The sequence below is a fragment of the Leucobacter musarum subsp. musarum genome, from assembly GCF_001273845.1.
GTDB classification, from domain to species: Bacteria; Actinomycetota; Actinomycetes; order Actinomycetales; family Microbacteriaceae; genus Leucobacter; species Leucobacter musarum.
This window is the reverse complement of record NZ_JHBW01000069.1, coordinates 108,029-130,229: the sequence shown is the minus strand read 5'-3', so window position 1 is coordinate 130,229 and position 22,201 is coordinate 108,029. Positions and strand designations below refer to the sequence as shown.

Below are 22,201 nucleotides of genomic sequence, written 5' to 3'. Positions count from 1 at the left end.
GTCATTTAGAACTGTGATGAATCGGAAACGACCAACGGGCCCCGATCCGAAGATCGAGGCCCGTTGGCGCGTGCAGCTCGTGCGAGTCAGACTCGCAGCGGCTTACTCCGAATCTGCAGCGCGGAGACGACGCTGGGTCAGAACGATCGCGCCTGCGCCGAGCACCAGCATGCCGAGGGCCGCGATACCGAAGGGCACCAGCGAGCCGGCGTTGAAACCGGTGTTCACGAGCTTGGCGCCATCAGCACCGGTGCCCGCACCCGCGGTTCCGCTTGCGCCGGCACCCGCGGTGCCGTTCGCACCAGCGCCTGCACCGGCAGTGCCGTTTGCGCCGGCGCCTGCGGTGCCGCCGCCTGCTGCTGCGGTGCCGTCAGCGCCGCCGCCGGCTGCCGAACCACCGTCGGCTGCACCGCCGGCATTCGCACCCGGATCGACAGCCGCGGCGACCACGAACGTGATCACGGTCGGATCGGAGGTGACGACCTCTTCAGACGCACCGACGAGGAAGGCAACAGGTGCATTCACCGGAATCGCCACCTCGGGGTTCGTCACCGACTGCGTGATGGTGAGCGTGTAGGAACCGGACGGCAGCGGCGCTCCGAAGTCGAAGCCCCATTCGCCGTCGGCGACCTGCGTCGAGTTCGAGATGCCTGCGGGCTGCGTGCCCTCGGTGAATTCGAGCGAGACGTTGGCATCGTTGATGCCAGTGCCGCTCAGGCTCGTGGGGCCCTCGCCGACCGGGAACTCCGAACCGTTGGCAATCGTCGGGTCTCCGGGCGCCGCGGGGAGCACCTTGATCTCGCCCTCGACGACTGAGGAATCCTCGCCGTTCAGGCTCTGGCGCAGCTCGTAGTCGAAGGTGCCGTACCCGAGCTCGGCGTCGACCGACCAGGTGCCGTCCGACTCAACGGTGGTCGAATGCGCCTCGCCGATGCCGTCGGCGTTGCGCAAGAACAGGTCGACCGTGGCATCGGCGACGCCGGTGCCCGTGATGGTGACGTCGTTCGAAGTGAACTTGGTCGTATCAATCGCCGGAGCGGCGAGTGCGACGCTGAAGTCGACCGTGACCGAGTCCGAGCTGCTCTTGCCGTTCTGCGCGACGATTGTGTACGAGTAGTCGTCCGGCGTCGTGGGGGCCTTGAAGGTTGCCTTGCCGTTCGACACGGGCACCGTCTCGCCGGCGTTGCCGAAGCCAACCGAAAGTTCGGTCGCGTTGCTCGGAACGCTGACCACGATGTCGCTGCCGCCGGCGATCTTTTCGCTCAGATCGGTATCGACCGAAGGTGCGTCGATGTCGAGCGCGACCTCGTAGCCCGGAATGTGGGGGAGGATGTGCTTCAGTGAAGCCGTCCAGGTGAACTGCGGAGTGTTGCCCGAAGCCGGGCTACCGCCGCTGATCACGCCGATGGCGTTGGTGCCCTGGAAGACTGCGCCGCCCGAGTCGCCGGGTGCCGCGAGCACATTGCTTTCGAAACCGCGAACCCAGCGAGGCTCGCCCTCAGGCGTGGTGATCGTTGCCCAGCCGTCGACGAGGTTGCCCACCGTGCCCGAGGTGTAGCCGGTCGTGCGGCCGCTCTTCGAAACCGCACTTCCGGGAACCGGGTTGGCGGTGTTTGCCGACTTGATCTTGATGGTGCTCGCCGCCAGATCGTCGTCATCGGCAGAGGTCCAGTCGGTGACCTCGGGGCGCAGGTCGAAGGTCGACGGGATGTTCTCGATGATTGAGACGTCAGTTCCTTCGGGATCAGGGTTGTTCGCATCGGTCGCCTCGGAATTGCCGACGCCACCGAACTGCGAGAAGCCGAAGTCGCCGAGCTTGCCGGTGCCGTTGGGCACGGCGCCGGAACCGGATGCACCACCTGTGACCGCGGGCTGCTCCGACGGCTGCACAAGGCCAGTCTCGGTGTAATCGCTGTCGTGGGTGCAGTGCCCTGCGCTGAGCAGCACGGGCTCGTTGTCGGGGCTCCACGCCGTAAAACCGACCGAGCAGAAGCTCTTCGCAGTGCCGCCTTGATACGCGAGGTAGCCCGCGCCGCCGACAACATCGGTGGCCGCGTACGCGGTCGGAACCTCGGACACGGTCTGTACCTTTGCGCCCGGTGAACCGAGCTCGGCCGCGTAGGCGTCGATTGCCGCGTCGACCTCGGGTCCGGTCTCGCTGCCCTCGGTCTGCACAATGACGGGGTTGCCGCTGGCGTCGACGCCGAGCGCGACGACCTCCACACCGGCGTTTTCGAGTACCTCGGCCGCGGCGACGGGCGCCTCTTCCGGAACAGCCGTGGTGTCCTCGGCTACGACGGGCGCTTCTTGCACCTGCTGGTCGGTCGGAGTCTCGACATCATCGGCAAGCGCCGGCGCTGCGAAGAAGAGACTTCCGAAACCGATCGTGATTGCCGCGCCAAGCGCGACAGGACGACGTTTCGTCACGTGTATTCCCCCATGGTGATCGTAAATGGTCAACATGGCCACCGGAATGAAACCGGACGTACGGGCGATCGGATGCTTGCGCGTTTCCCCTGCGCGAGCACCCTGGTCCGACACCAGGGGCCGGGGTAAACGTAACCTGTTCGTTAGCCGGGTGCAAGGGGTGAGCGAACTGAGAATGTCGACACTGTGCAAAAAATCCCCGATGTGCTGTGCATTCAAGAAATTTGCAATGCGGTGTCATCTGGGGTGGCTAGCATGCGGAGTAACGATGGAGGGAATCCCATGACACGCATGCACGTACGCACAGGAGCTGCGCTGCTGCTCGCGCTCAGCGGCACGGTCGCTCTGGTGGGTTGCGCACAAGACGTCGGCAACAACACGCAGGATTCTGCAGGTGAGGGGACGACGATGGTCAGTGCGGCGGATCTGGCGGGCACCTGGACTTCGGATGAGCAGGGAAACCCGACACTGACGTTCGATGAGAGCGGATCGATCGAAGGCACCGATGGGTGCAACGGTATCGGCACGCAGTACACGATCGACGGTGACACGGTTCGCGTCGACACGTTCGCGTCAACCCTGATGGCATGCCCCGGAGTTGACGACTGGTTGCGCGGTATTCGCGAGGTGCAGCTCGACGGCGACACGATGAACGTGATGAACGAGGCGGGCGAGCAAATCGGAACGCTGCAGCGCGCAACAGACTCGCAGTAGTACAGGCAGGTGTGACGACAGGCGACGAGAATTTTCGCGGTCGACATGGACGCCGTGTAAAAAAGCTGTGCTCGCGCACAGCCACTGGATACGCTGACTCTCAGGTTCGTTCAGACACTGGGGGTCTTATGGACGCGTTTCTCTTCATCACGCAACTGCTCGTCGTGCTCGGCTGCATCGTCATGGGCACACGTTCGAGCGGTGTCGGCCTCGGTCTCTGGGGCGGCACCGGTGTCGCGATCCTCGTCTTCGTCTTCCGTCTCGCCCCGGGCAACCCGCCGGTCGATGCCCTGCTCATCGTGCTCGTGGTCGTGCTCGCCTCATCGATGATGCAGTCGGCCGGCGGCATCGACTGGATGGTGTCGATTGCGGCAAAGCTCATCGCGAAGAGCCCCAAGCAGATCACCCTCGTCGCGCCGCTCGTCGCCTTCCTCTTCTCGGTCGGCGCCGGTACCTCGAACATCCTGTATCCGCTGCTCCCGGTGATCCAGGATCTCGCGTACCGCAACGGCATCCGCCCCTCGCGCCCGCTCTCGCTGTCGGTCGTCGCGACCGGTGTCGCCCTCGCGTGCAGCCCGGTCTCGGCGGCGATGGCGGCGATGGTGACGCTGACCGACACTGCCCCCTGGAACTTCGAACTCATCGACATCCTGAAGGTCACCATTCCGGCGGCGATCGTTGGCATCGTGCTCTCGAGCATTGTCGTGAATCGACTCGGCAAGGACATCGCCGAAGACGCCGAGATTCAGGCGAAGATCGCCTCGGGCGAGATCGCCGCGCCGCAGTCGAGTGCCCACGAAGTGAAGGCGCAGGTCACGGTAACGACCGCTGGTCGCAACGCGGCGATCATCTTCCTGCTGGGCGTTGCGGCGATTGTCATCTTCGGGCTCTTCAAGGGTCTGCGGCCGTTGACCGCCGACGGCGATCCGATCTCCATGACGCCGATCATCGAGATCGTGATGTTCGTCGCAGGCACGTTGATCCTGCTCGTCTCACGACCGAAGGTCAGCGAGATTCCGACGATGACGGTCTTCAAAGCGGGCATGGTCTCGGCGATCGCGCTCTTCGGTCTCGCGTGGCTCACCGATACATTCCTCGGCGCGCATACAGCACTCATCGCCGACGGAGTTGGCGGTCTGGTCACCGCGGTGCCTTGGATCTTCGCGCTCGGCGTCTTCCTCGTCTGCGTGCTGACCACCAGCCAGTCGACGGCAACGCGAACCATCGTGCCCATCGGCCTGGCCGCCGGCATTCCGCTCGGATTGCTCACGGGCATGTGGGCGGGCGCGTTCGCCGGCATCTACCTGCTGCCCACCAACGGTTCGCAGATCGCCGCGGCCAACTTCGACACGACCGGCAGCACGAAGCTCGGCACCAAGCTCGTTGACCACTCGTTCTTCCTGCCGACGCTGATTCTCGCGGTCACCACCATCGCCGCCGGAGCCGCATTCGGTGCGATCTGGGGCGGCGCCTAAGCGCTACCCACTCAGCCTCGCCGCTGCGTTGCTTACCCCGCCCCTGCGTCGAGCGCACCACTTTCTGCCGAGCGCACCAGTGTCTATTGGGTGCACTCGGCAGAAACCGGTGCGTTCGAGGGGATGGCGGGGGCGCGGAGCGCGGGGAGCGGGGTGCGGAGAGCGGTGCCCGGGCGCCGGGCACCGCAGGAGGGCGGGCGCCCTAGGCCTGGTCGCGGAACTGATCCCACGCCCGCTTGCAGGCGTAGGCGAGGATGTCGACGCGTTCGCGATCCTCGGTGATCCACTCGGTGCCGGGCTGCTGCAGCTCGGCCACTGCCTCGGGGCCTAGCAGGTACTCGCGCAAGAACTCCGCCTGCACCGCCCCGAGTGTCAGCCCGGCTTCGGTCGCCTCGGTTTCGAGCGCCCGGAACCGCGCACCCGCCGCCAGAATCTCCTGGCTGCCCAGATACGGCTGGTTGAGCAGCACCGCCTCGGGCTCTTCGACCTCGAACCCGGTGCGGTGCGCGGCGGCCAGACGTCGCAGGGCCGCCGGGTACATGGTCGGCGGGTCGGCGGGGTCGCGCGACTCGCCCTGGGCATCACCGCGATTGGAGAGTGCAACGACGGCGGGCAGGCGATCCTGCGGGGCACGAGCAACGTTGACGGCGCCATCGCGAGTCGTCGTCGTATTCATCGTGTCGTGGAAGGACAGGCGCGTGAACGAGCCGCCGTGGGCGAGCCCGTGCTCGATGAATCGATCGGTGAGGACTTCTCGCGTTGCCTCGTACACGCCCAGACCCTGTTCGGCGGTGGCGGCGAAGGTATCGACGAGGCGGTGCAGGCCATCGGCGGTCTCTGGGATTTCGAGAATCGGGAAGAACGAGAACGTGACGGGGCGGATCGCGTCGACTCCAGACAGGTCGACCTTCTGCCACGGGCCGGCCTCGCGCACCCGCTCGATCGCCTGCTGCAGATCGGCGCGCACATCGGCCGGCTTAGCGCGGTTCGGGTCACGCACGAGACGAGGATGCGGGTTGATCACCGCGACAATGCGCGGATCGATCTCAGCCCACCGTTTGACGACCGAAGCCGTCGCGACATCGGTGAAGTCGTACTGCAGGCGGCGGGTGAGTTCGGGTGAGAGGAACTCGGCGAGCTCTGCCGGGATCGCCGCACCCGAGTGGGGCGTCGTGACCAGCAGGTCGGCCTCGGCGATGGCGCGGTCGAGATCGCGCGTGTCGGGGTCGGCGTAGTGAATGATCTCGTCGGGGGCGAACACCGTGCCGACGGGGATCAGGTCGAGATCGTTCGCGTTCATGGCACCAGAGTAGTGCTGGGGGTGGTGGGCCGGAAGAGGCTGGCCGGGAGCGTGTTCGGCGCGTTAGGCGCGGCCGCGATTGCGACGCCGGATCTGTCGTGCCGGGCGGCCCCCGAGATACGACGCGGCTGAATCGACCACGAAGCCCTGGCGCAGCGCCTCGCGACCGATGAGCATGCGGAAGACCATCTCTTCACGGTCGGTGAGCGTGAGCTCGGCCTCGACCTTGCGGCCCGCCAGGGTGAGATTCACGAGTACGACCGGGCGCAGCTGCGCATGGCCCGATGAGCTGCGCACGGTGCGGCGATCGTGCACGGGCAACTCGACCTCGACCGCGTCTTCATCGTCCACCTGCCAGGGCTGCACGAGGAAGCGGACCCACGGCTCGCCCGAGCGTTCGAACTCGGTGATCTCGGTCGCGTGGAGGGCGGAGGTCTGGGCGCCGGTGTCGATCTTCGCCTTGATCCACGGCACGCCGATACCATTCAGCTTCACCCATTCACGCCACCCCGTCGGAGTGCTTGAATGGTCGGGTACGGTCACGCATCTATCTTGGCAGGAAATCACGGTGAAACTCGCGATTCTTTCGCGCGCCCCGCAGGCGTACTCGACTCAGCGGCTCCAGGCCGCGGCTCTCGAGCGCGGCCACAAGGTGCGCGTGCTCAATACTCTGCGCTTTGCGATCGACCTGGCCGGAGAAGAACCCGACCTGCTCTATCGCGGCAAGCAGCTCAGCGATTACGACGCGGTACTGCCGCGCATCGGCAGCTCGATCAGCTACTTCGGTACCGCGGTCGTGCGGCAGCTCGAGCAGATGGATGTGTACACGCCGAACACGGCGAACGGCATCGCCAATGCGCGAGACAAGCTGCGCGCCATTCAGATTCTGTCGAAGCACAACATCGAGATGCCCGCGACGGCGTTCGTGCGCAACCGCGCCGACGTGCGCCCGGCGATCGAGAGCGTCGGAGGCGCCCCCGTCGTTATCAAGCTGCTGGAGGGCACGCAGGGCATCGGCGTCATTCTCGCCCCGCAGGTGAAGGTCGCCGAGGCGATCATCGAGACGCTGCACTCGACGCGCCAGAACGTGCTCATTCAGCGCTTCGTCTCAGAGAGCCGCGGCCGCGACGTGCGCGCGCTCGTGGTCGGCGATCGCGTGGTCGCGGCGATGCGCCGCACCGCGGCCGGTGACGAATTCCGGTCGAATGTGCACCGCGGCGGCACCGTCGAAGCCGTGCAGCTCGATGCCGCCTACGAGCAGACAGCCGTGCGTGCGGCTCAGATCATGGGGCTGCGCGTCGCCGGCGTCGACATGCTCGAGGGCGACGAAGGGCCCCTGGTCATGGAGGTCAACTCGTCGCCTGGGCTGCAGGGCATCGAGAGCGCGACGGGCCTCGACGTGGCCGGCGCGATCATCGACTTCATCGCGAATCAGGTCGACTTCCCCGAGATCGATGTGCGCCAGCGCCTGAGTGTCTCGACGGCCTACGGCGTCGCGGAGCTCACGATGCACGGCTCGGAGCACGTCGGCAAGACCCTCGGCGAACTGGGGCTGTGGGACCGCGACGTCACCGTGCTGACGCTGCACCGCGGGGTGCAGGTGATCCCGAACCCCCGCAAGCACGTGGTGCTCGAAGCCGAAGACCGCCTGCTGTGCTTCGGTCGCCTCGATGAGATGCGGTCGATGATTCCGGAGCGCCGACGCCGTCGTGCGCGGGTGCGCAAGCTGACGAAAGCGGCCCAGGAGCTCGCTGACGGGTGACCGCCGCGAGCTCCCGGGCCGTTGCTCGGGAGCGAGCGGTTAGGACTTCGCGGCCGTGAGCTGGAACTCCACTGAGCCGCTGTCTTCGACCGAGACGAACCCGAGGCTCGGTGCTTCGACGCCGAAATCGGCGAACGTGATCGGGATCGAGCCGGCGATCTCGGCGGTGGTGCCGTCGCTCTTCAACTCGATCTCGGCGGTGACGGTCTGCGTCTTGCCCGCCAGGGTCAATTCGCCCGTCGCTTGCGTCTTGACGACCTCGCCCGATGCCGGAGCGCTGTCGAGGGTCACGGGGTCGGTGAGCGTAAAGGTGGCGGTCGGGAACTCCGAGACGTTCATCGCCTGCGACCGGAAGTACTCGTCGCGGTTGCTGCTGTCGGTGGCGATCGAGGCGACGTCGACGGTGAGTTCGGCGGCATCGAGCGTGAGGCCAGTGTCGCCGATGGTGAAGGTGCCCGTGACGTCGTCGGTGCGGCCGGTCACGGTGACGTCAGTGCCGTTGAGCACCTCGTCGACGCGGTAGCCGGCCTCGGAGCCGTCGGAGACGCTCCAAGCGCCGGCGAGGGCGCGGGGATCGAGTTCGCCTGTCGCCGAATTGTCGTCGGCAGTGCTGGAGTCGGTGGACTCCGTGGACTCGCTCGCGGTCAGTGAGGGGGTATCGGCCGCAGGAGCGGCGATGACATCTCGGTAGATCATCGGCCCGGCGATGGCCGCCGCGACGCCGAGGGCGATGACGCCGGCTCCGACGCCGATAAGGATCTTCTGGGACTTCTTCACAGTGACTCCTGACATTGCGCGAGTGGGGTGCGCTGCGGTCGATGGAATTCCAAGATGGCAGCGCACTTCATGAGGAGCCTCGGGGAAACGTGGGAAACTCCTGCAAACATCTGACGTTGGGTTGCGGGATCGCCGGGCGTGCAACACAACGGGGGCGGCATCGCTCGCGCGACGCCGCCCCCGCAGCTCGGGGCGGTGACCGACTCAGCGCACCCGCAACGCCTCGGGCAGCACCTCGACCGTGAACGCGGTGACTTCGCCGATGTCATCTCCGTCGATCTCGAAGGCGCGGGCCTCGGGCAGCACCACTGAGACGCGACGCGCCTGCAGGTGCTCCGTCGACTCAGTGCTCTCGGCCGCGGTCGACTGCGTGAACATGCGTTTCAGCCCGTTGTGCCAGACGAAATTGCGCATCGTGTCGAGCCAGGCACCGGCGTCAGCCGCGCGCAGCACGAGGAGATCGAGCCGGCCATCGTCGGGCCGCGCGTCGGGCAGCAGGGTGACACCGCCCTGAATCGACCCGCAGTTCGCGATCAGCAGCGTGTGGGCGTGCTCGGTCTGGGGCGCCTCGCCATCGAGGGCGAGCGAGAACTCCACGACCTCCGCACCCGACGCCGCGCGCCCGAGCGACTCGACGTAGGCGAGCCACCCGGCCTTCGCCTTCAGCTCGTCGTCGGTCTCGACGATCATCTGCGCATCGATGCCGAACCCGACCATCACGACGAAGCCATGCTGCAACTCAACGGGCGGAGTTTCATTCTTCACGCCGTCGGGTTCCGCCGCGGGGTCGACATCGGCGTCCTTCGTGTTCGCGAGCGTGAACTGCACGCGACCGAGATCGAGCGGGGTCGCCTCGTGGGTGAGCACCCGAGTGAATGCCGCGCGCGGGTCGCCGAGCGGAATACTGAGGTTGCGCGCCAGCAGGTTGCCCGTGCCCAGCGGCACGACGCCCAGGTCGGCGGCCGGCGATCCGGAATCACCCAGAGCCTCGGCCACGGCCCGCACCGTGCCGTCGCCCCCAGCGGCGACGACCACATCGCATCCCCGGGCGAGCGCGGCGGCCGTCGCGCCGAGCCCCGCGTCGTCTGGAGAGGTCTCGAACCAGGACGCATCGGGCCGGGGCCCGTCGAACTGGGTCACCGCGTCGTCCCAGGCCGTGCGCAACTCGCGCTCAGAGACCTTCGAGGGATTCCAGACGATGCCGATGCGCTGCGCGACCATGGTGACTGCTTTCGTATGCGGGGGTGAAGAGGGATTCGGGAAACTGAACGAGTCGGCGGGCGACGGGTCGAGCGGGGGCCGGATTCCGGCAAGCGGAGGGGAAGCCTCAGAGCGCGGCGAGCAGCGCCTTCCAATGCGCGCGCCACTCTTCGATGCGATCGCCGTCGGCCAGACCGTCCTGGCTCACCGCAAGAATCACCTTGTCATCGCCCTTCGGCGTCGCCGAGATCTCGACCTTGCCGGCGCCGTCGAGTGGAAAGCGCCAGAAGCTGCGCTTCTCGGTGCGCGAGGGCCTGGGGTCGCCGGAGACGTGGCCGAGGTGTTCGCTGCGATCGCCGTGGGCTGCGGTCCACGCCTCGATGGCGGCGTCGCGGTCGAGCGTGAGCGTGCGGCTGGCACTGACGCGGAACGTGCCCGAAGACGATTGGCCCGGCACCCGCAGGCCGGCGTGCTGCTCGTAAGCGATCGCGATGCCCTGCGCCCACCAGTCGGGGTTCTTCAGATCGTCCGTGACCGCCGCCCGAGCGATCTTCGCGATCTCGCTGTGGGCCAGCGTCGCCGCCCCCTGCGCCTCGAAGAGGGCGACCCAGGCCTCCCAATCGCGGCCCGTCGCCCGCTCGATCGCCGGGACGTTCTCGGCCCGGGTGCGATTGCCGTCAGTCATCGAGGCCCCTTTCGACGTTGCGCTCAGTGTACCGGGGCGGTGCGTGCTTGAATAAGGGCATGCGGGTCGTGGAGGGTGTCGAGATTTCCGAGGGAACGGGTGCCGGCCGCGAGGGGCGCCGCTACGTCGAGCACGTGTCGTCGCAGCATCGACCCGCAGGCATCGCCGACTCGCAGTGGCCGGCCGACGCCGACGGGCCTGCCGCCGAGCCCCAGGAGTATCGCGTCGATCTCGAGCGCATCCGCTTCTCCTCGTACTTCGCGCGCCTCTCCGACGTCACGCAGGTCGTGCCGCAATCGGGCGTCGGCCCGGTCATGCACAACCGCCTCACCCACTCGCTCAAGGTGAGTGCGGTCGCGCGCGTCATCGCCGCCCAGCTCGCCGGTCGCGCCGCCCAGCACGCAGCGTTCGTGCGAGGCGATCGCGCTGACGATGACGCCGTCGGCGCGACCGTCACCCGGCTCGGGGGATGCGACACGATCGTCGCGCAGGCCGCCGCTCACGCCCACGACCTCGGGCACCCGCCGTTCGGCCACCTCGGCGAGCGCGTACTCGACCGGGTCGCCCGCGAGCAGCTCGGTCTCGCCGAAGGGTTCGAAGGCAACGCGCAGAGCTTCCGCATTCTCACCCAGCTCGACACGCTCGGCCGCGACTTTCCCGGCCTGAACCTCACCGCAGCCACTCGCGCTGCCACCCTCAAGTACCCCTGGACTCGGGGTGCGTGGGTCGGCGTCACCGAGGCGGCGGTCGCGGCGCCGGATCGCCCCCGCGGCGTCGGCATCGACTCCGTGGGCGGTGCCGAGAAGTTCTCCGTGTACAGCCTCGACCACGTCGAGATGGAGACCGCGCTGCGACCGTTCACGGCGATCGGCATCGGAGTGCAGACCGTCGAGTGCGCCGTCATGGATCTCGCCGACGATATCGCCTACGCCGTGCACGACCTCGACGACTTCACCCGGGCGGGGGTGCTGCAGCAGTCGTCGGTCGCCGGCGAGTTCCGCGCATGGCTCGACCGCTCGGGCGCGCTCGCCACAGAAGCCGACGACGCGCTCCTCGCCGAGTGGCGCAGGCCCGGCATCTCGCTCGAACTGCTGTGGCGCAGACTCCATGCGAAAGACGGCTGGATCGCCGACCGTGACGCGTTCCGCGCCGCCGTGCGCCGCGTCAGCGAAGAGGTGGGGGAGTCGCTCCTCGCCGCCCCCTACGACGGGGGCATCGACAGCGAGCGATCCGTCTCCGATTTCACCCGCCGCTGGATCGACCACCTGCGCACCTCCATCGTCGTCGAGGATCGTCCGCACGTGCGCAGCGGACACGTGCGCTTGAACACTCAGGCCTGGCACGAGGTGATGGTGCTGAAGTTCGTGCACGCGCACTTCGTGCTCGAGCGGCCCGAGCTCGGGCAGCCGCAGCGCGGGCGGGCGAAGGTCGTCGAGCAGCTCGTGCTCGGCTTCGACGCCTGGCTCGCCGACCGTGACGATGCTGGGCGCGCACCCCGCCGCCTGCTCGAGTGGGCGGAGGTCGCGACCGAGACCGGGTTCGCGGTGCGCCGTGACCGCCCCGAGCTGTTGATGGGCGACACCAGCGACGCCGGCATGCGCCGACAGGGGCGCACCCGCGCGATTCTCGACTATGTCGCTTCGCTGAGCGATCAGCAGGCCGTCATCACCCATCGAGCCCTGACCGGAGGAACCACCAGTGAGTAACCCCCCGCGCGAAGCCCGCGTGCCGCAGGTGCGCGACCGCGCCCGCTTGATCACCGAACTGATCGAGGTCGGCCGAGACGCTGTCGGTCGCGGGCTCGTGCTGGCGAGCGCCGGCAACCTGTCGGTGCGAGTGTCTGATCGCGAGTTCCTGGTCACCGCGAAAGGCAGCTGGCTGGATCGCCTCACCCCCGAGAGCTTTGCCCTGCTGACGCTCGATGACGACGAGACCGGTGCACCCGTCGACGTCGGGCCGGAACCGTCGAGCGAGTGGAAACTGCACCACCGCGCCTACCGTGCGCGCCCCGACGCCGAGTGCGTGCTGCATCTGCACCCGCGCACCGCCGTGGTGCTGGCCAGTCTCGGCCGGCCGATCCGCCGCCTCACCCTCGACCACGCGTACTACCTCGGCGAAATCGCGGTCACCCCCTTCTTCCACAACGGCACGGATGAGCTCGCCGACACCGCAGGCGATGCGCTGCGCGATCACGACTGCGTCGTGATGCAGCACCACGGCTGCTCGGTCGTGGCCGGTGACGTGCAGATGGCGTACCGGCGGGCGCTCAACCTCGAAGACGCGGCGCAGGCGACCGCGCTCGCGCTGCAGCTCGGCGACACGGACACGGTCTTCCCGGACGACTCCGCGACCCACGCATAGGCGGGCGGCTGGCGGCGGCGGCACCGCTGGTCCCGCGCGTGCCCGCCTGCCACGCCGAGCCCCTTTTTTCTCGCCGACCCCCTCTGAAGTGCCCGCGAACTTTGGAGGGACTCGGCGAGAAAGAAGGGGGTCGCTGTTGATTTATTCCGCATGGGTCAACAATCGAGAACGAGGGACCTTGGTCGTGAATGGGATTCGAAACGCCGTCAGCATGGAGCCGAAGCGTTGTGCGGTCGACGCTTCGCTGGCGCCCCACCGAATGAACCGGCTGTTCGTTGTCGCCGCGACCCAGTCTTCGCGATCCTTTTCTTGAAGCACCATTTGGCCCACACTGAGATTTCCTCGAAGCGCAGGGTCGAGATACTTGGTCCGTCCATCACACTCGCCAAACACGCCATGATCGGGGAGAAAGAAATCGACGAAGTACCAGCCGCCGTTGCGTGCGGGTACCTCGAACTGGGGTATGACAGAAATGTTGAACTCGTGAAAACGCCAGCGACTGACGCTCTCGAGGGGTGAATCTGCGCGGGCGTCCGCGAAATCAACGATGGTGCGAAGCAATCGAACTCCGCGTTTCCCAGCCGCAGCGAGCGTGCGCGCAGCCATCTCTTCGTGCCATTGCCCAGCAGCGTCACTGTCAACATGTCGCCCCGACCGTGCACTCCTCCCGAGCACGACGTCTGCCGTAGCGACCAGACTTTCTGGAGCGAGAGACAGCATCGACAGGTCGACGAGGGTGCGGTTCGGAGTGGTGTGTGTGAACCCCCAAGATTTGGTGATGTCGCCCTCTGGAACGTCGAGCTCATGGCGTACGAGCGAATCGCTGCGTCCGTGGGCAGACAATGAAATAACGTGCGGGGGCGAATCGGTGCAGCCCCAGAATGGCAAACCCAGGAGGGCCGCGGCTGATTGATGCGAAAAGATTGGGACTCCACGGGACTCCTTTGCCGCCACGATCACGCGGGCAAGGTGGCGCTGTTCCACGCGCCAGTTTGCCCACGTCGTCATTTCAACGACGTATCCCTTCCCGACTCGATGCCACACCCCTGCATGGAGCAGCCGTGCGAGTTCGCGGCGAGAAACTCCAGCATCGAGATGTGCGCCGATTGAAGTGATCGAAGCCTCGATGAGTGCGATGCGGTGTGGTGCCTCCATCGTCCGAGTGAATCGCACTGCGAAAGCCTCCATTGTCTGAATTCGCAGAATGTGGATGAATCAGGGAGCTGCGGCGCCTGTGAGCGCTTCGTCGGCGCCGCCGTATTACAAGCTCACCGGCGACCGCGAGCCCCTCCAAAGTTGCCGAACCCCTGCCAAATGCGCGGGCAGAAAAGAGGGTTTGGGTGACTTGAGAGGGGCTCGACGAAAGAAGCACCGGGAGCCAGCGGGGCGCTACGGCGCGACCGGGAACTCCTGCGCCGCATCCCACGGCACTGCCCAGCCGAGCTCGTCGAAGAGTCTCGCGAGCACCATGCCGGTGAAACCCCACACGAGGTGCCCGCCGAGGTGAGGGCCGAGCGCGAACGCCGCGCCGCGATACGTCGTGCTGCCGTGGCGCAGCACGGAGGTGCCGCGAGCGGCCGGTGCGAGGAGTTCGGCGACGGGCGCACGAAATACCTCGACCGATTCTGCGTGGTCTGCGGCGACGGCACTGGGGTGGCGCCACCACCCGATCACCGGGGTCACGAGGTTGTTGCTGACGGGGATGTGCACGGGAGGCAACTGGCCGAGCACGTCGACGCCGCTCGGGTCAACGCCGGTCTCTTCAGCAGCTTCACGCAGCGCAGTGGCCGCCGCGTCAACGTCTTCGGGCTCGGCGCCGCCGCCCGGAAACGCGATCTGCCCCGCGTGGTGCCGCATACTGTCGGCGCGCCGAGTCAGCAGCACGTCGAGTTCGGCGGGCACCGTCGTCGCGCCGTGAGCGGCGGGCTCGCGGTCGAGCGTGCCCAGGAGTACGAGCACGGCGGATCGCCGCAACGGTCGTGCCCCTGGCGCGCCCTGGGGCACGTAGTCGATCGGGGCGGCGACCGGCCGAGCGAGCAGCGCGCGCAGGTCGCTCTCGGCGTCGGCGGCGGTACGGGGCATACTCGTCACCCTACAGCGGCACGGAGAGCCGCAGTTCAGCCCTCGGCGAGCAGATCGAAGATGCCCTCGGGAACGCGCTGAGAGCGCGACCACGGCTCGCGATCGCGGCGCGATACTCGCTTGACCTGCTGCGATTCTTCGCCACGCACCTGGGTGAGCACCGCGACGATCGCGGCGCGCTCGGCATCGCTGACCTGCCGGGTGACGAAGCGGATATCGCTGCCGTGCAGCAGATCGTCGTCGGCGAGTTCGTCGCGCTTCGCGGCGTCGCGTGCGGCCGCATCCGGGGGCAGGATCGCCGAGGCGCCGTTCACCGGAGCGTCGTCCGCGGGAACATCTGAGAGTGCTGCGTGCTTGGCCATGGATGCTCGCTTACAGCGGGATGTTGCCGTGCTTCTTGGCGGGCTGCTCGGTGCGCTTACCGCGCAGGCCGCGCAGCGCCTTGATGACGGCGAGGCGCGAACCGGCGGGCTCGAGCACGTTGTCGAGTTCGCCGCGCTCGGCGGCGAGGAACGGCGAGGTGACGTCTGCGGTGTACTTCGCGGTGAGTTCGGCACGTAGGGCCTCGACGTCGTCACCGCGTTCCGCAGCTGCGGCCAGTTCCTTGCGGTAGAGAATGTTGACAGCACCCGAACCACCCATGACGGCGATCTCGGCGGTGGGCCACGCGATGTTGAAGTCGGCGCCCATCTGCTTCGAGCCCATCACGATGTACGCTCCGCCGTAGGCCTTGCGCGTGATGATGGTGACGAGCGGTACGGTCGCCTCCGCGTACGCGTAGAGCAGTTTCGCGCCGCGGCGGATGACGCCCTGGAGCTCCTGGTCGGTGCCCGGGAGGTAGCCCGGCACGTCGACGAGCGTGAGGATCGGGATCGAGAACGCGTCGCAGAAGCGCACGAAGCGTGCGGCCTTCTCGCTGGCATCGATGTTCAGCGTGCCCGCCATCTGCGCCGGCTGGTTGGCGACGATGCCGACGGTGCGGCCTTCGACGCGGCCGAAACCGATGAGCATGTTCGGGGCGAAGAGTGGCTGCACCTCGAGGAAGTCGCCACCATCGAGAATCGCCTCGATGACGACCTGCATATCGTAGGGCTGATTCTGGCTGTCGGGAATCAGCGTGTTGAGACGACGGTCGGCGTCGGTAATCTCGAGCGCGGTCTCCGTGTCGTAGATCGGCGCCTCGGCGAGATTGTTGTCGGGCAGGTAGCTGATGAGCGCTCGAGCGTAATCGAGCGCGTCGTGCTCGTCGCTCGCGAGGTAGTGCGACACACCGCTGGTCTTGTTGTGCGTGAGGGCACCGCCGAGCTCTTCGAACCCGACCTCTTCACCGGTGACGGTCTTGATGACGTCGGGGCCGGTGACGAACATGTGACTGGTCTTGTCGACCATGATCACGAAGTCGGTGAGCGCGGGGGAGTAGACGGCGCCGCCGGCCGACGGGCCCATCACGATGGAGATCTGCGGAATGACACCCGAGCACATCGTGTTCAGGCGGAAAATGTTCGCGTACTTCGACAGGGCGACGACGCCCTCCTGAATGCGGGCTCCACCCGAGTCGAGAATGCCGAGCACGGGGGCGCCGGTCTTGAGGGCGAATTCCATCGCCTTGACGATCTTCTCGCCGGCAACTTCGCCGAGCGAACCGCCGAACGTGGTGAAGTCTTGCGAGTAGACGACGACCTGGCGACCGTGGATGGTGCCCGCGCCGGTCACGACGGAATCGCCGAACGGGTGCGTGTGCTCCATGCCGAAGCCGTGCGAGCGGTGCTTCACGAACTTGTCGAACTCGACGAACGAGCCGGCGTCGAGCAGCGCGGCGATGCGCTCGCGGGCAGTCATCTTGCCGCGCGCGTGCTGCTTGGCGGCGGCCGCGGCGTCGCGATCGCCCACGGCTTCCTGGTACTTGCGGCGATGATCGGCGATGCGGTCGGCGGTCGTCGCGGGTGCGATGTTCTCTGCAGTCACGCATGCCAGCCTAGCGCGGGGGACATGCCGCAGCCCCGCGAACCTCTCCAACGGAATCGAAATTCCTTGGTCGGAATGCTACGAAGCGAGGGTCAGTCGAAGATGTCGCCGAGCAAGCCGCCGAGAATCACGCCGCCGATGACTGGCCCGAGCATGCCGCCGCCGCTGTCACGTCCGCCGCCCCAGCCGCCGCGTCCGCCGCGACCTCCGCCGCCGCCCCAGCCCCAGTCGTCGTTGTCGGGTCGTGAGGAGTCGATGTCTCGCTGCGCGAAGCGGAGCGCTTCGTCGGCGAGTTCAGAAGCTCGTCGGGCGAGCCGGAGCGCTTCTTCGCGGGTGTCTTCGGTGTCGTGCATGACCGCGATCTCGCTGCGGTGACGCCGCGCTTCGGCGAGCCGGGTGCGGGCATCGGCGCCGATCCAGCCGCGGTGGCCCTCGATGAGGCTCGACGCGATGCCGATGGCGTGGTCGGCGGCCGCGATGCCGTGCTGCACCTGCGCCGATGACGGCACGGGCTTCGCTGCGCGAGCGCGGGCAGCGTCGAGCGCCGCGTTCGCGCTCGAGACGAGCGCGAGGTCGGCGAACGGATCGCGTTGCCGTCCGTTCGCCACCTCGGCGAGGGCTGATTCGAGCCGATCGATCGCCGCAGTCACCGTGGCATTGCTCGCTTCGGTGCGAGCGGCAGAAATGTCTCCGCGCGAATCCTCGATCACGTCGGCCAAGGTGTTCTGTGCGCGCAGTGCTTCGATTTCGAAGCCGTCGACTCCGTCGAGAATCGACGAGGCACGACGCACGGTCTCGGTGGCGGTCTCGAGCGCGAGGTTCGCATCGGCGAGCGCGCCGGCTGCGCGGCGGCGATCCGACAGATCAGCGGAGTGGAGCGCGAAATCGAGCAACTGCTCGACGTCTTCCGAGCTCAATCGCACGCGCTGCAGGGCGGTGGGGCTGTAGCGTTCGGCGAGTCGTGCCGCAGCCTGCTGTGCGTCGGGCACGCGGGCGGTGAGCGCGGCGACGTCGTCGCGCACGCGCTGCACCATCTCCGGCGCTCGTCGGGCCCGCTCGACGCGCGCCTGCAGCGCGGAGGTGCGCTCGTCGAGCACTGCCTCCGCCCATTCGCAGAGCTGCACGATGCGCGCATTGCGCGTGCGTGTCTCTTCGGGGGTATCGGGGATGTGGTCGTGGTTCAGCTGGTGCAGCTGGAAGGCTTCGGCGAGGTGCTCCCGCACGGACGCGAGGCCGACGCGCAACTCGGAGGTGGCGTCGTCGCCGAGTTCGGCCGTGGCGAAGGCGAGTTCGTCGCCCGTCGCGCGAATGCGTTCGTCGGCGGCGACGATGGCGCTGCGTGCGCGGCGCGACAGATCGGCGTCGGTGGCCTCCTGCTGCTGCTCGGCTTCGCGATCGCGGCGTCCCCAGAATCCCACGGTGCTCCTCGGTTGTATCGGTGGTGTGCGTTTAGACGGTGAAACGGTCAAGCAGTGAAGCGGTCGGCGGTGCAACGCTGCTGAGTGAGCGATCGAGCGAGCGCGCTGCGCCGGTGACGCAGCGGAGCGAGCCGACCGGTGTCGACTCGCTCCGCTGTCGAACCCTGCGAGACGCGCAGGTGGTCGGCGACGGGCCGACCCGCTCGATTACTGGCCGATGGCCTGCTGAGGCGTGCCCGACTTGAGGGCGGCGAGACGCGCCTCGACCTCGGTGACGGCCTCGAAGTTCTCGAGCTCGTTGAACTGCGCGTCGAGCGTCGAGGCTGCGATCTCCTGCTTGCCGCGCGCGAGCGCCTCCTGACGGCGGATCTTCTCTTCGAAGCGGCCGAGATCGCTGGTCGGGTCGAGCACGTCGATCGACTTCACGGCATCAGCAACGCGGTTCTGCGCGTCAGCGGTCTTCGAGCGCGCGACCAGCTCGGCGCGCTTCGACTGCAGCTGCTGCAGCTTGTCTTTCATGCCGTTCAGACCGGCCTTGAGCTTCTCGGTGACCTCGCGCTGCGAAGCGATGGTCGGCTCGGCAGCGCGGGCCTCGTTCTCTTCCGTGATCTGACGCTGCAGCGCCACCTTGGCGAGGTTGTCGAACTTGTCGGCGTCGACGCTGTTGCCGGCGGCGCGCAGTTCGTCTGCCTTCGTGCTGGCGGCGATTGCCTTGCGGTTCCACTCGGCGGCGGTGCGCACGTCTTCGTCGTAGTCCTGCTCGATGAGGCGTAGGTTGCCGATCGTTTCTGCGATCGCCGACTCGGCATCAGAGATGTTGTTCGAGTAATCGCGGATCAGCTGGTCGATCATCTTCTCCGGATCTTCAGCGGAGTCGAGGAGCGAGTTGATGTTCGCGCGAACGAGAGTGGTGATGCGTCCGAGGATGGATTGCTTCGCCATGATGGGGTCCTTTCGGATGAACGGTTGGATCGAGTGTAGGGATGGGGACTGTGGAACTGCCGGAGATGCGGAAAGTCAGGGGTCCGGGTTAGAAGCGACCGCCTCCGCTGCGGCCAGAACGACTGGAGCCGCCTGAACGGCGTGACGAGCCGCCCCACGACGAGCCCCCCGAGCGCCGGGATGATCCGCCGCCCCACGAACCGCCGCCGCCACTGCCCCAGAAGCCGCCGCCTGAGCCGCCGTAGCCGGAGTAGCCGCCGCCACCGCCGTGGCCGAAGATGCCGCCGAGGATCGCGCCGATGGCGATGTCTCCGGCGGAGCTGCTGCCGCCTCGTGAGCCGCCGGCAGCACCGCCGTATCCGCCGTACCCGCCATTGCCGAAGCCGGAGACGTCGGCCTGAGCGGAGCCCAATGCCTCTGACGCCAGCTGGTTCGCACGCTGCGTTTCGGCCAGTGCGCCCTGCGGGTTGGCGACGCGTGCCGCTTCGGCGCGTGACAGCGCCGCCCGAGCCTCGGCCGCGCGTGTGCGCGCCGTGGCGCCGACGGCCCCGCGACGAGCGTCGATGTACGCCTCCGCCTGGCGCACCTGGTCGCCGGCCTGAGCGAGCTGCGCGTCGAGCAGCTGCCGGGCGCGTGCGGCCTCTTGTGCGGATGCGACGACGCCGTCGATGTGCGTGTTTGCCGCTTCGAGAGCCTGGACCGCGCGTGATGGGCGGCGCTCGGTACCCGACAGGTCGGTACGGGCCTGCGCGATTTGCTGTTCGGTGGCGGCGATCGCGGCGCCGACGCTGCCGTCAGGATCCTGCAGGCTGCGTGCGCCGGCGACATCGCTCTCGAGCTCGGCGATGAGGTCCGCGCAACGGGCTTCGATGCCGGTGAGCTCGGTGCCGTGCGCGGCGATCGCCTGGTGCAGCCCCTCGGCCTGAGCGACGGCGGCCTCCCCCTCACGGATGGCGATCGACGCGGCGCCGGTGTCGGGCGCTGCTGCGGTGAGCGCCCCCGAGGCCGTTGCCTCACGTTCGGCGGCGAAGGCGAGCAGCGAGTCCGCCTGTTGCGGGCCACCCGTAAGCGCACCGAGCTCGTCGGCGGCATACGTGGCTGAAAGTCGCGCGATCTCTGCGGCGGCGGTCGCGCTCGCTCCCGCGGCCCGCGCCCGGCGTTCGGTGAGCGCAGCCAGCGCGGCCGGGGCGTTCTGCTCGATGGCGCGCAGGCGCTCGAACGACTCGGCTTGGGCGTCGAGCGTCTCGTCGACGCTTTCGCGGAGTTCGATGATGCGATGCAGCCACTCCCGTCGCTGCGCCTCGGTATCAGGGGTCGCGTCGTCGAGCTGTTGGCGCAACGTGAACGCTTCGAGTAGCTGACCCCGCGCCGTCTCGATCGCCGTCGAGAAGTTGATGACGGCGGCGTCTCCGAACTGCGCACGCGCGAAGTCGAGCTCTTGCGCGCTCGTCTTCACCGCATCGTCGGCCGCGACGAGTGCAGCGCCAGACGTGCGGTCGAGCTGTGTGAGGTCTTGCTCCACTGACTGTTGCACCCGGCGCTTGCGCACCACACGACTGACGCCGAACGCCGTGCCGCCGATGACGACGACGCCTGCCCCGACGCCCACCGCGATTGCGGTGTTGCGCCCCGGAGTCGCATGTTCCTTTTCGAGTTGCTCGGCCGCGGCCGTCACCGCTCCCGCGAAATCGTTCGCACGCAGCTCGGGAAGCACGTTCTCTTCGATGCGATCCAACGCACCATTGCTCAGCGACCCGCCGTTCGGAGACGACAGGTAGTACTGGCGGCCCTCAGTAGACACGGCGAGCAGGTACTGCGCATCACCCAATCCGTTGAACTCCGCGGTTTCGTCGGCCCAGGCGATGCGATCGGTCGGGTCGGTGAACTGATCGACGAAGACGACGTAGAGGTCGAGCCCGGTTTCTTGCTGAGCCGCGGCGAGCCGCGCGTTTGCCGCGCTCTCTTCGCTCGCGGTGAGCACGTTGGCGCTGTCGGTCACGTAGTCGTCGCCGAGCGGGCCCGGCGCGACCGCACTGGCTGATGCGCCGGCGATGAGCATCCAGGCCGCTCCGATGAGCAGGCTCGCGAGCCAACGCCCGAGATGACGACGACGAGGATCCATTCGCAAGTGCTCCACACTCGGAGTGTATTGCGCCGCAGGGGGTCCGGTCTATCGTTTTCAACCCGGTAGCGTAACAGTCATGGAGCTGATGCGCACACGCAACCTGCTGCCGGAAGTGATCTGGCGCGACACCTCGCCGTCGACGAACGCCGAGCTGCGCGATCTCGTCGGCGAATCTCCCGGGCGGCCCCACGGCACGCTGCTGGTCACCAGTGATCAGACTGCGGGTCGCGGGCGTCTTGATCGCGGCTGGGTGACCCCGCCTGACACCTCGCTGGCGGCATCGCTGCTGGTGCGCGAGTTCGCGACTGAGGGCCTCGAGCCGAGCTGGCTGCCGCTGCTCGTGGGGTCGGCGTTCGTGACGGCCCTGCAGCCCCACTTCACCGCGGCTGCCGCCCGCGACGGCGGCGAGGCGAAGCGGGTCGGCGTGAAGTGGCCGAACGATGTGCACGTGCGCGACGAGGACGATGCGATCGCGGGCCGGCCCGGGAAGAAGCTGTGCGGCATTCTGTGCGAGCTGCTGCCCGGAGTGCCGGGTGAGCGCGGGCACACCGTGATCGTCGGCACGGGCATCAACCTGCTCATCGAGGAGTGGGATCTGCCGACCGAACGAGCCGGGTCGCTCTTGGCGTGCGGTGCCGACGTGGGCGGTGCCGAGAGTCTCGCCGATGCGGCGGGGCAGGATCTGGCCGACCGTGTCCTTGCCGACTACACCGCCGAGCTCCTCCGCCTCGTCGACCTCGCCGCGACCGACCCCGGTGCGGCCCGGGCACGCGTCGCTCGGCACTCCCTGACGCTCGGCACCGAGGTGCGGGTGCACCTGCCCGGCGGTCAGATCGTCGACGGCCGCGCTCGCCGCCTCGCCGACGACGGTTCGCTCGTCATCGACCTGCCGACCGGCGGTGAGCTCACGGTGTCGGCCGGCGACGTCGAGCACCTGCGCTAGGCGCGCCCGAGCTGGGCGCACCTCA

19 protein-coding genes are annotated in these 22,201 nt (G+C 67.7%); 6 read left to right on the top strand and 13 right to left on the bottom strand.

Features of this window, described 5'->3' with window-relative positions; translation table 11 throughout:
• Positions 1-102: 102 nt before the first annotated feature.
• Positions 103-2,427 carry a S1 family peptidase gene (locus CH42_RS16710; RefSeq protein WP_053352561.1) on the bottom strand — a complete coding sequence of 775 codons (2,325 nt, stop codon included), beginning with the start codon at positions 2,425-2,427 and terminating at the stop codon, positions 103-105.
• A 291-nt stretch (positions 2,428-2,718) separates the two neighbouring features.
• Between CH42_RS16710 and CH42_RS07325 the strand changes: the two genes are divergently transcribed.
• Together CH42_RS07325 and CH42_RS07320 are read left to right on the top strand one after the other, a co-directional pair.
• Positions 2,719-3,141, top strand: a complete 423-nt coding sequence (locus CH42_RS07325; RefSeq protein ID WP_162231072.1) for an META domain-containing protein — start codon at positions 2,719-2,721, stop codon at positions 3,139-3,141.
• Positions 3,142-3,269: 128 nt separating this feature from the next.
• Positions 3,270-4,616 carry an anaerobic C4-dicarboxylate transporter gene (locus tag CH42_RS07320; RefSeq protein ID WP_053352559.1) on the top strand — a complete coding sequence of 449 codons (1,347 nt, stop codon included), beginning with the start codon at positions 3,270-3,272 and terminating at the stop codon, positions 4,614-4,616.
• A 202-nt stretch (positions 4,617-4,818) separates the two neighbouring features.
• Here the strand turns inward: CH42_RS07320 and CH42_RS07315 are convergent, their stop codons facing one another.
• Positions 4,819-5,916 carry an N-formylglutamate amidohydrolase gene (locus CH42_RS07315; RefSeq protein WP_053352558.1) on the bottom strand — a complete coding sequence of 366 codons (1,098 nt, stop codon included), beginning with the start codon at positions 5,914-5,916 and terminating at the stop codon, positions 4,819-4,821.
• 63 nt (positions 5,917-5,979) lie between these two features.
• On the bottom strand, positions 5,980-6,459 hold the full coding sequence (locus tag CH42_RS07310) for an ATP-dependent zinc protease family protein (protein ID WP_275575611.1): 480 nt from the start codon (positions 6,457-6,459) through the stop codon (positions 5,980-5,982).
• Positions 6,460-6,484: 25 nt separating this feature from the next.
• Here CH42_RS07310 and CH42_RS07305 point away from each other — a divergent pair, with 25 nt between their 5' ends.
• On the top strand, positions 6,485-7,678 hold the full coding sequence (locus CH42_RS07305; protein ID WP_053352556.1) for a RimK family alpha-L-glutamate ligase: 1,194 nt from the start codon (positions 6,485-6,487) through the stop codon (positions 7,676-7,678).
• A gap of 39 nt (positions 7,679-7,717) precedes the next feature.
• On the opposite strand, the gene CH42_RS07300 is transcribed toward CH42_RS07305, so the two are convergent.
• The 3 genes from CH42_RS07300 to CH42_RS07290 form a co-directional block, all read right to left on the bottom strand.
• A complete protein-coding gene (locus CH42_RS07300; protein WP_053352643.1) occupies positions 7,718-8,455 on the bottom strand; it encodes a YceI family protein in 738 nt (245 codons plus the stop codon).
• A gap of 204 nt (positions 8,456-8,659) precedes the next feature.
• Positions 8,660-9,676, bottom strand: a complete 1,017-nt coding sequence (locus CH42_RS07295) for a diacylglycerol/lipid kinase family protein (protein ID WP_053352555.1) — start codon at positions 9,674-9,676, stop codon at positions 8,660-8,662.
• A gap of 106 nt (positions 9,677-9,782) precedes the next feature.
• Positions 9,783-10,340 carry a hypothetical protein gene (locus tag CH42_RS07290; RefSeq protein ID WP_053352554.1) on the bottom strand — a complete coding sequence of 186 codons (558 nt, stop codon included), beginning with the start codon at positions 10,338-10,340 and terminating at the stop codon, positions 9,783-9,785.
• Between the two features lie 59 nt (positions 10,341-10,399).
• Between CH42_RS07290 and CH42_RS07285 the strand changes: the two genes are divergently transcribed.
• Positions 10,400-12,046: a deoxyguanosinetriphosphate triphosphohydrolase family protein gene (locus CH42_RS07285; RefSeq protein WP_053352553.1), complete on the top strand. Its 1,647-nt coding sequence runs from the start codon at positions 10,400-10,402 to the stop codon at positions 12,044-12,046.
• Positions 12,039-12,701, top strand: a complete 663-nt coding sequence (locus tag CH42_RS07280; RefSeq protein ID WP_239683982.1) for a class II aldolase/adducin family protein — start codon at positions 12,039-12,041, stop codon at positions 12,699-12,701. The genes CH42_RS07285 and CH42_RS07280 overlap by 8 nt, the downstream gene beginning before the upstream one ends.
• Positions 12,702-12,842: 141 nt before the next feature.
• On the opposite strand, the gene CH42_RS16355 is transcribed toward CH42_RS07280, so the two are convergent.
• From CH42_RS16355 to CH42_RS07245, 7 genes are all read right to left on the bottom strand, one after another.
• Complete coding sequence (locus CH42_RS16355) at positions 12,843-13,856, bottom strand: hypothetical protein (protein WP_156322498.1); 1,014 nt, start codon at positions 13,854-13,856, stop codon at positions 12,843-12,845.
• 234 nt (positions 13,857-14,090) lie between these two features.
• A complete protein-coding gene (locus tag CH42_RS07270; protein ID WP_053352550.1) occupies positions 14,091-14,783 on the bottom strand; it encodes an NUDIX hydrolase in 693 nt (230 codons plus the stop codon).
• 35 nt (positions 14,784-14,818) lie between these two features.
• Entirely contained in the window at positions 14,819-15,145 is a 327-nt protein-coding gene (locus CH42_RS07265) for a hypothetical protein (RefSeq protein WP_239683981.1), read from the bottom strand.
• Positions 15,146-15,155: 10 nt separating this feature from the next.
• A complete protein-coding gene (locus CH42_RS07260) occupies positions 15,156-16,748 on the bottom strand; it encodes an acyl-CoA carboxylase subunit beta (protein ID WP_053352549.1) in 1,593 nt (530 codons plus the stop codon).
• Positions 16,749-16,840: 92 nt separating this feature from the next.
• On the bottom strand, positions 16,841-18,166 hold the full coding sequence (locus tag CH42_RS07255) for a hypothetical protein (RefSeq protein ID WP_053352548.1): 1,326 nt from the start codon (positions 18,164-18,166) through the stop codon (positions 16,841-16,843).
• 207 nt (positions 18,167-18,373) lie between these two features.
• Positions 18,374-19,108, bottom strand: a complete 735-nt coding sequence (locus CH42_RS07250; protein ID WP_053352547.1) for a PspA/IM30 family protein — start codon at positions 19,106-19,108, stop codon at positions 18,374-18,376.
• 88 nt (positions 19,109-19,196) lie between these two features.
• Complete coding sequence (locus CH42_RS07245) at positions 19,197-21,245, bottom strand: TPM domain-containing protein (protein ID WP_156322497.1); 2,049 nt, start codon at positions 21,243-21,245, stop codon at positions 19,197-19,199.
• 64 nt (positions 21,246-21,309) lie between these two features.
• Between CH42_RS07245 and CH42_RS07240 the strand changes: the two genes are divergently transcribed.
• Positions 21,310-22,176: a biotin--[acetyl-CoA-carboxylase] ligase gene (locus CH42_RS07240; protein ID WP_053352545.1), complete on the top strand. Its 867-nt coding sequence runs from the start codon at positions 21,310-21,312 to the stop codon at positions 22,174-22,176.
• Positions 22,177-22,201 lie beyond the last annotated feature (25 nt).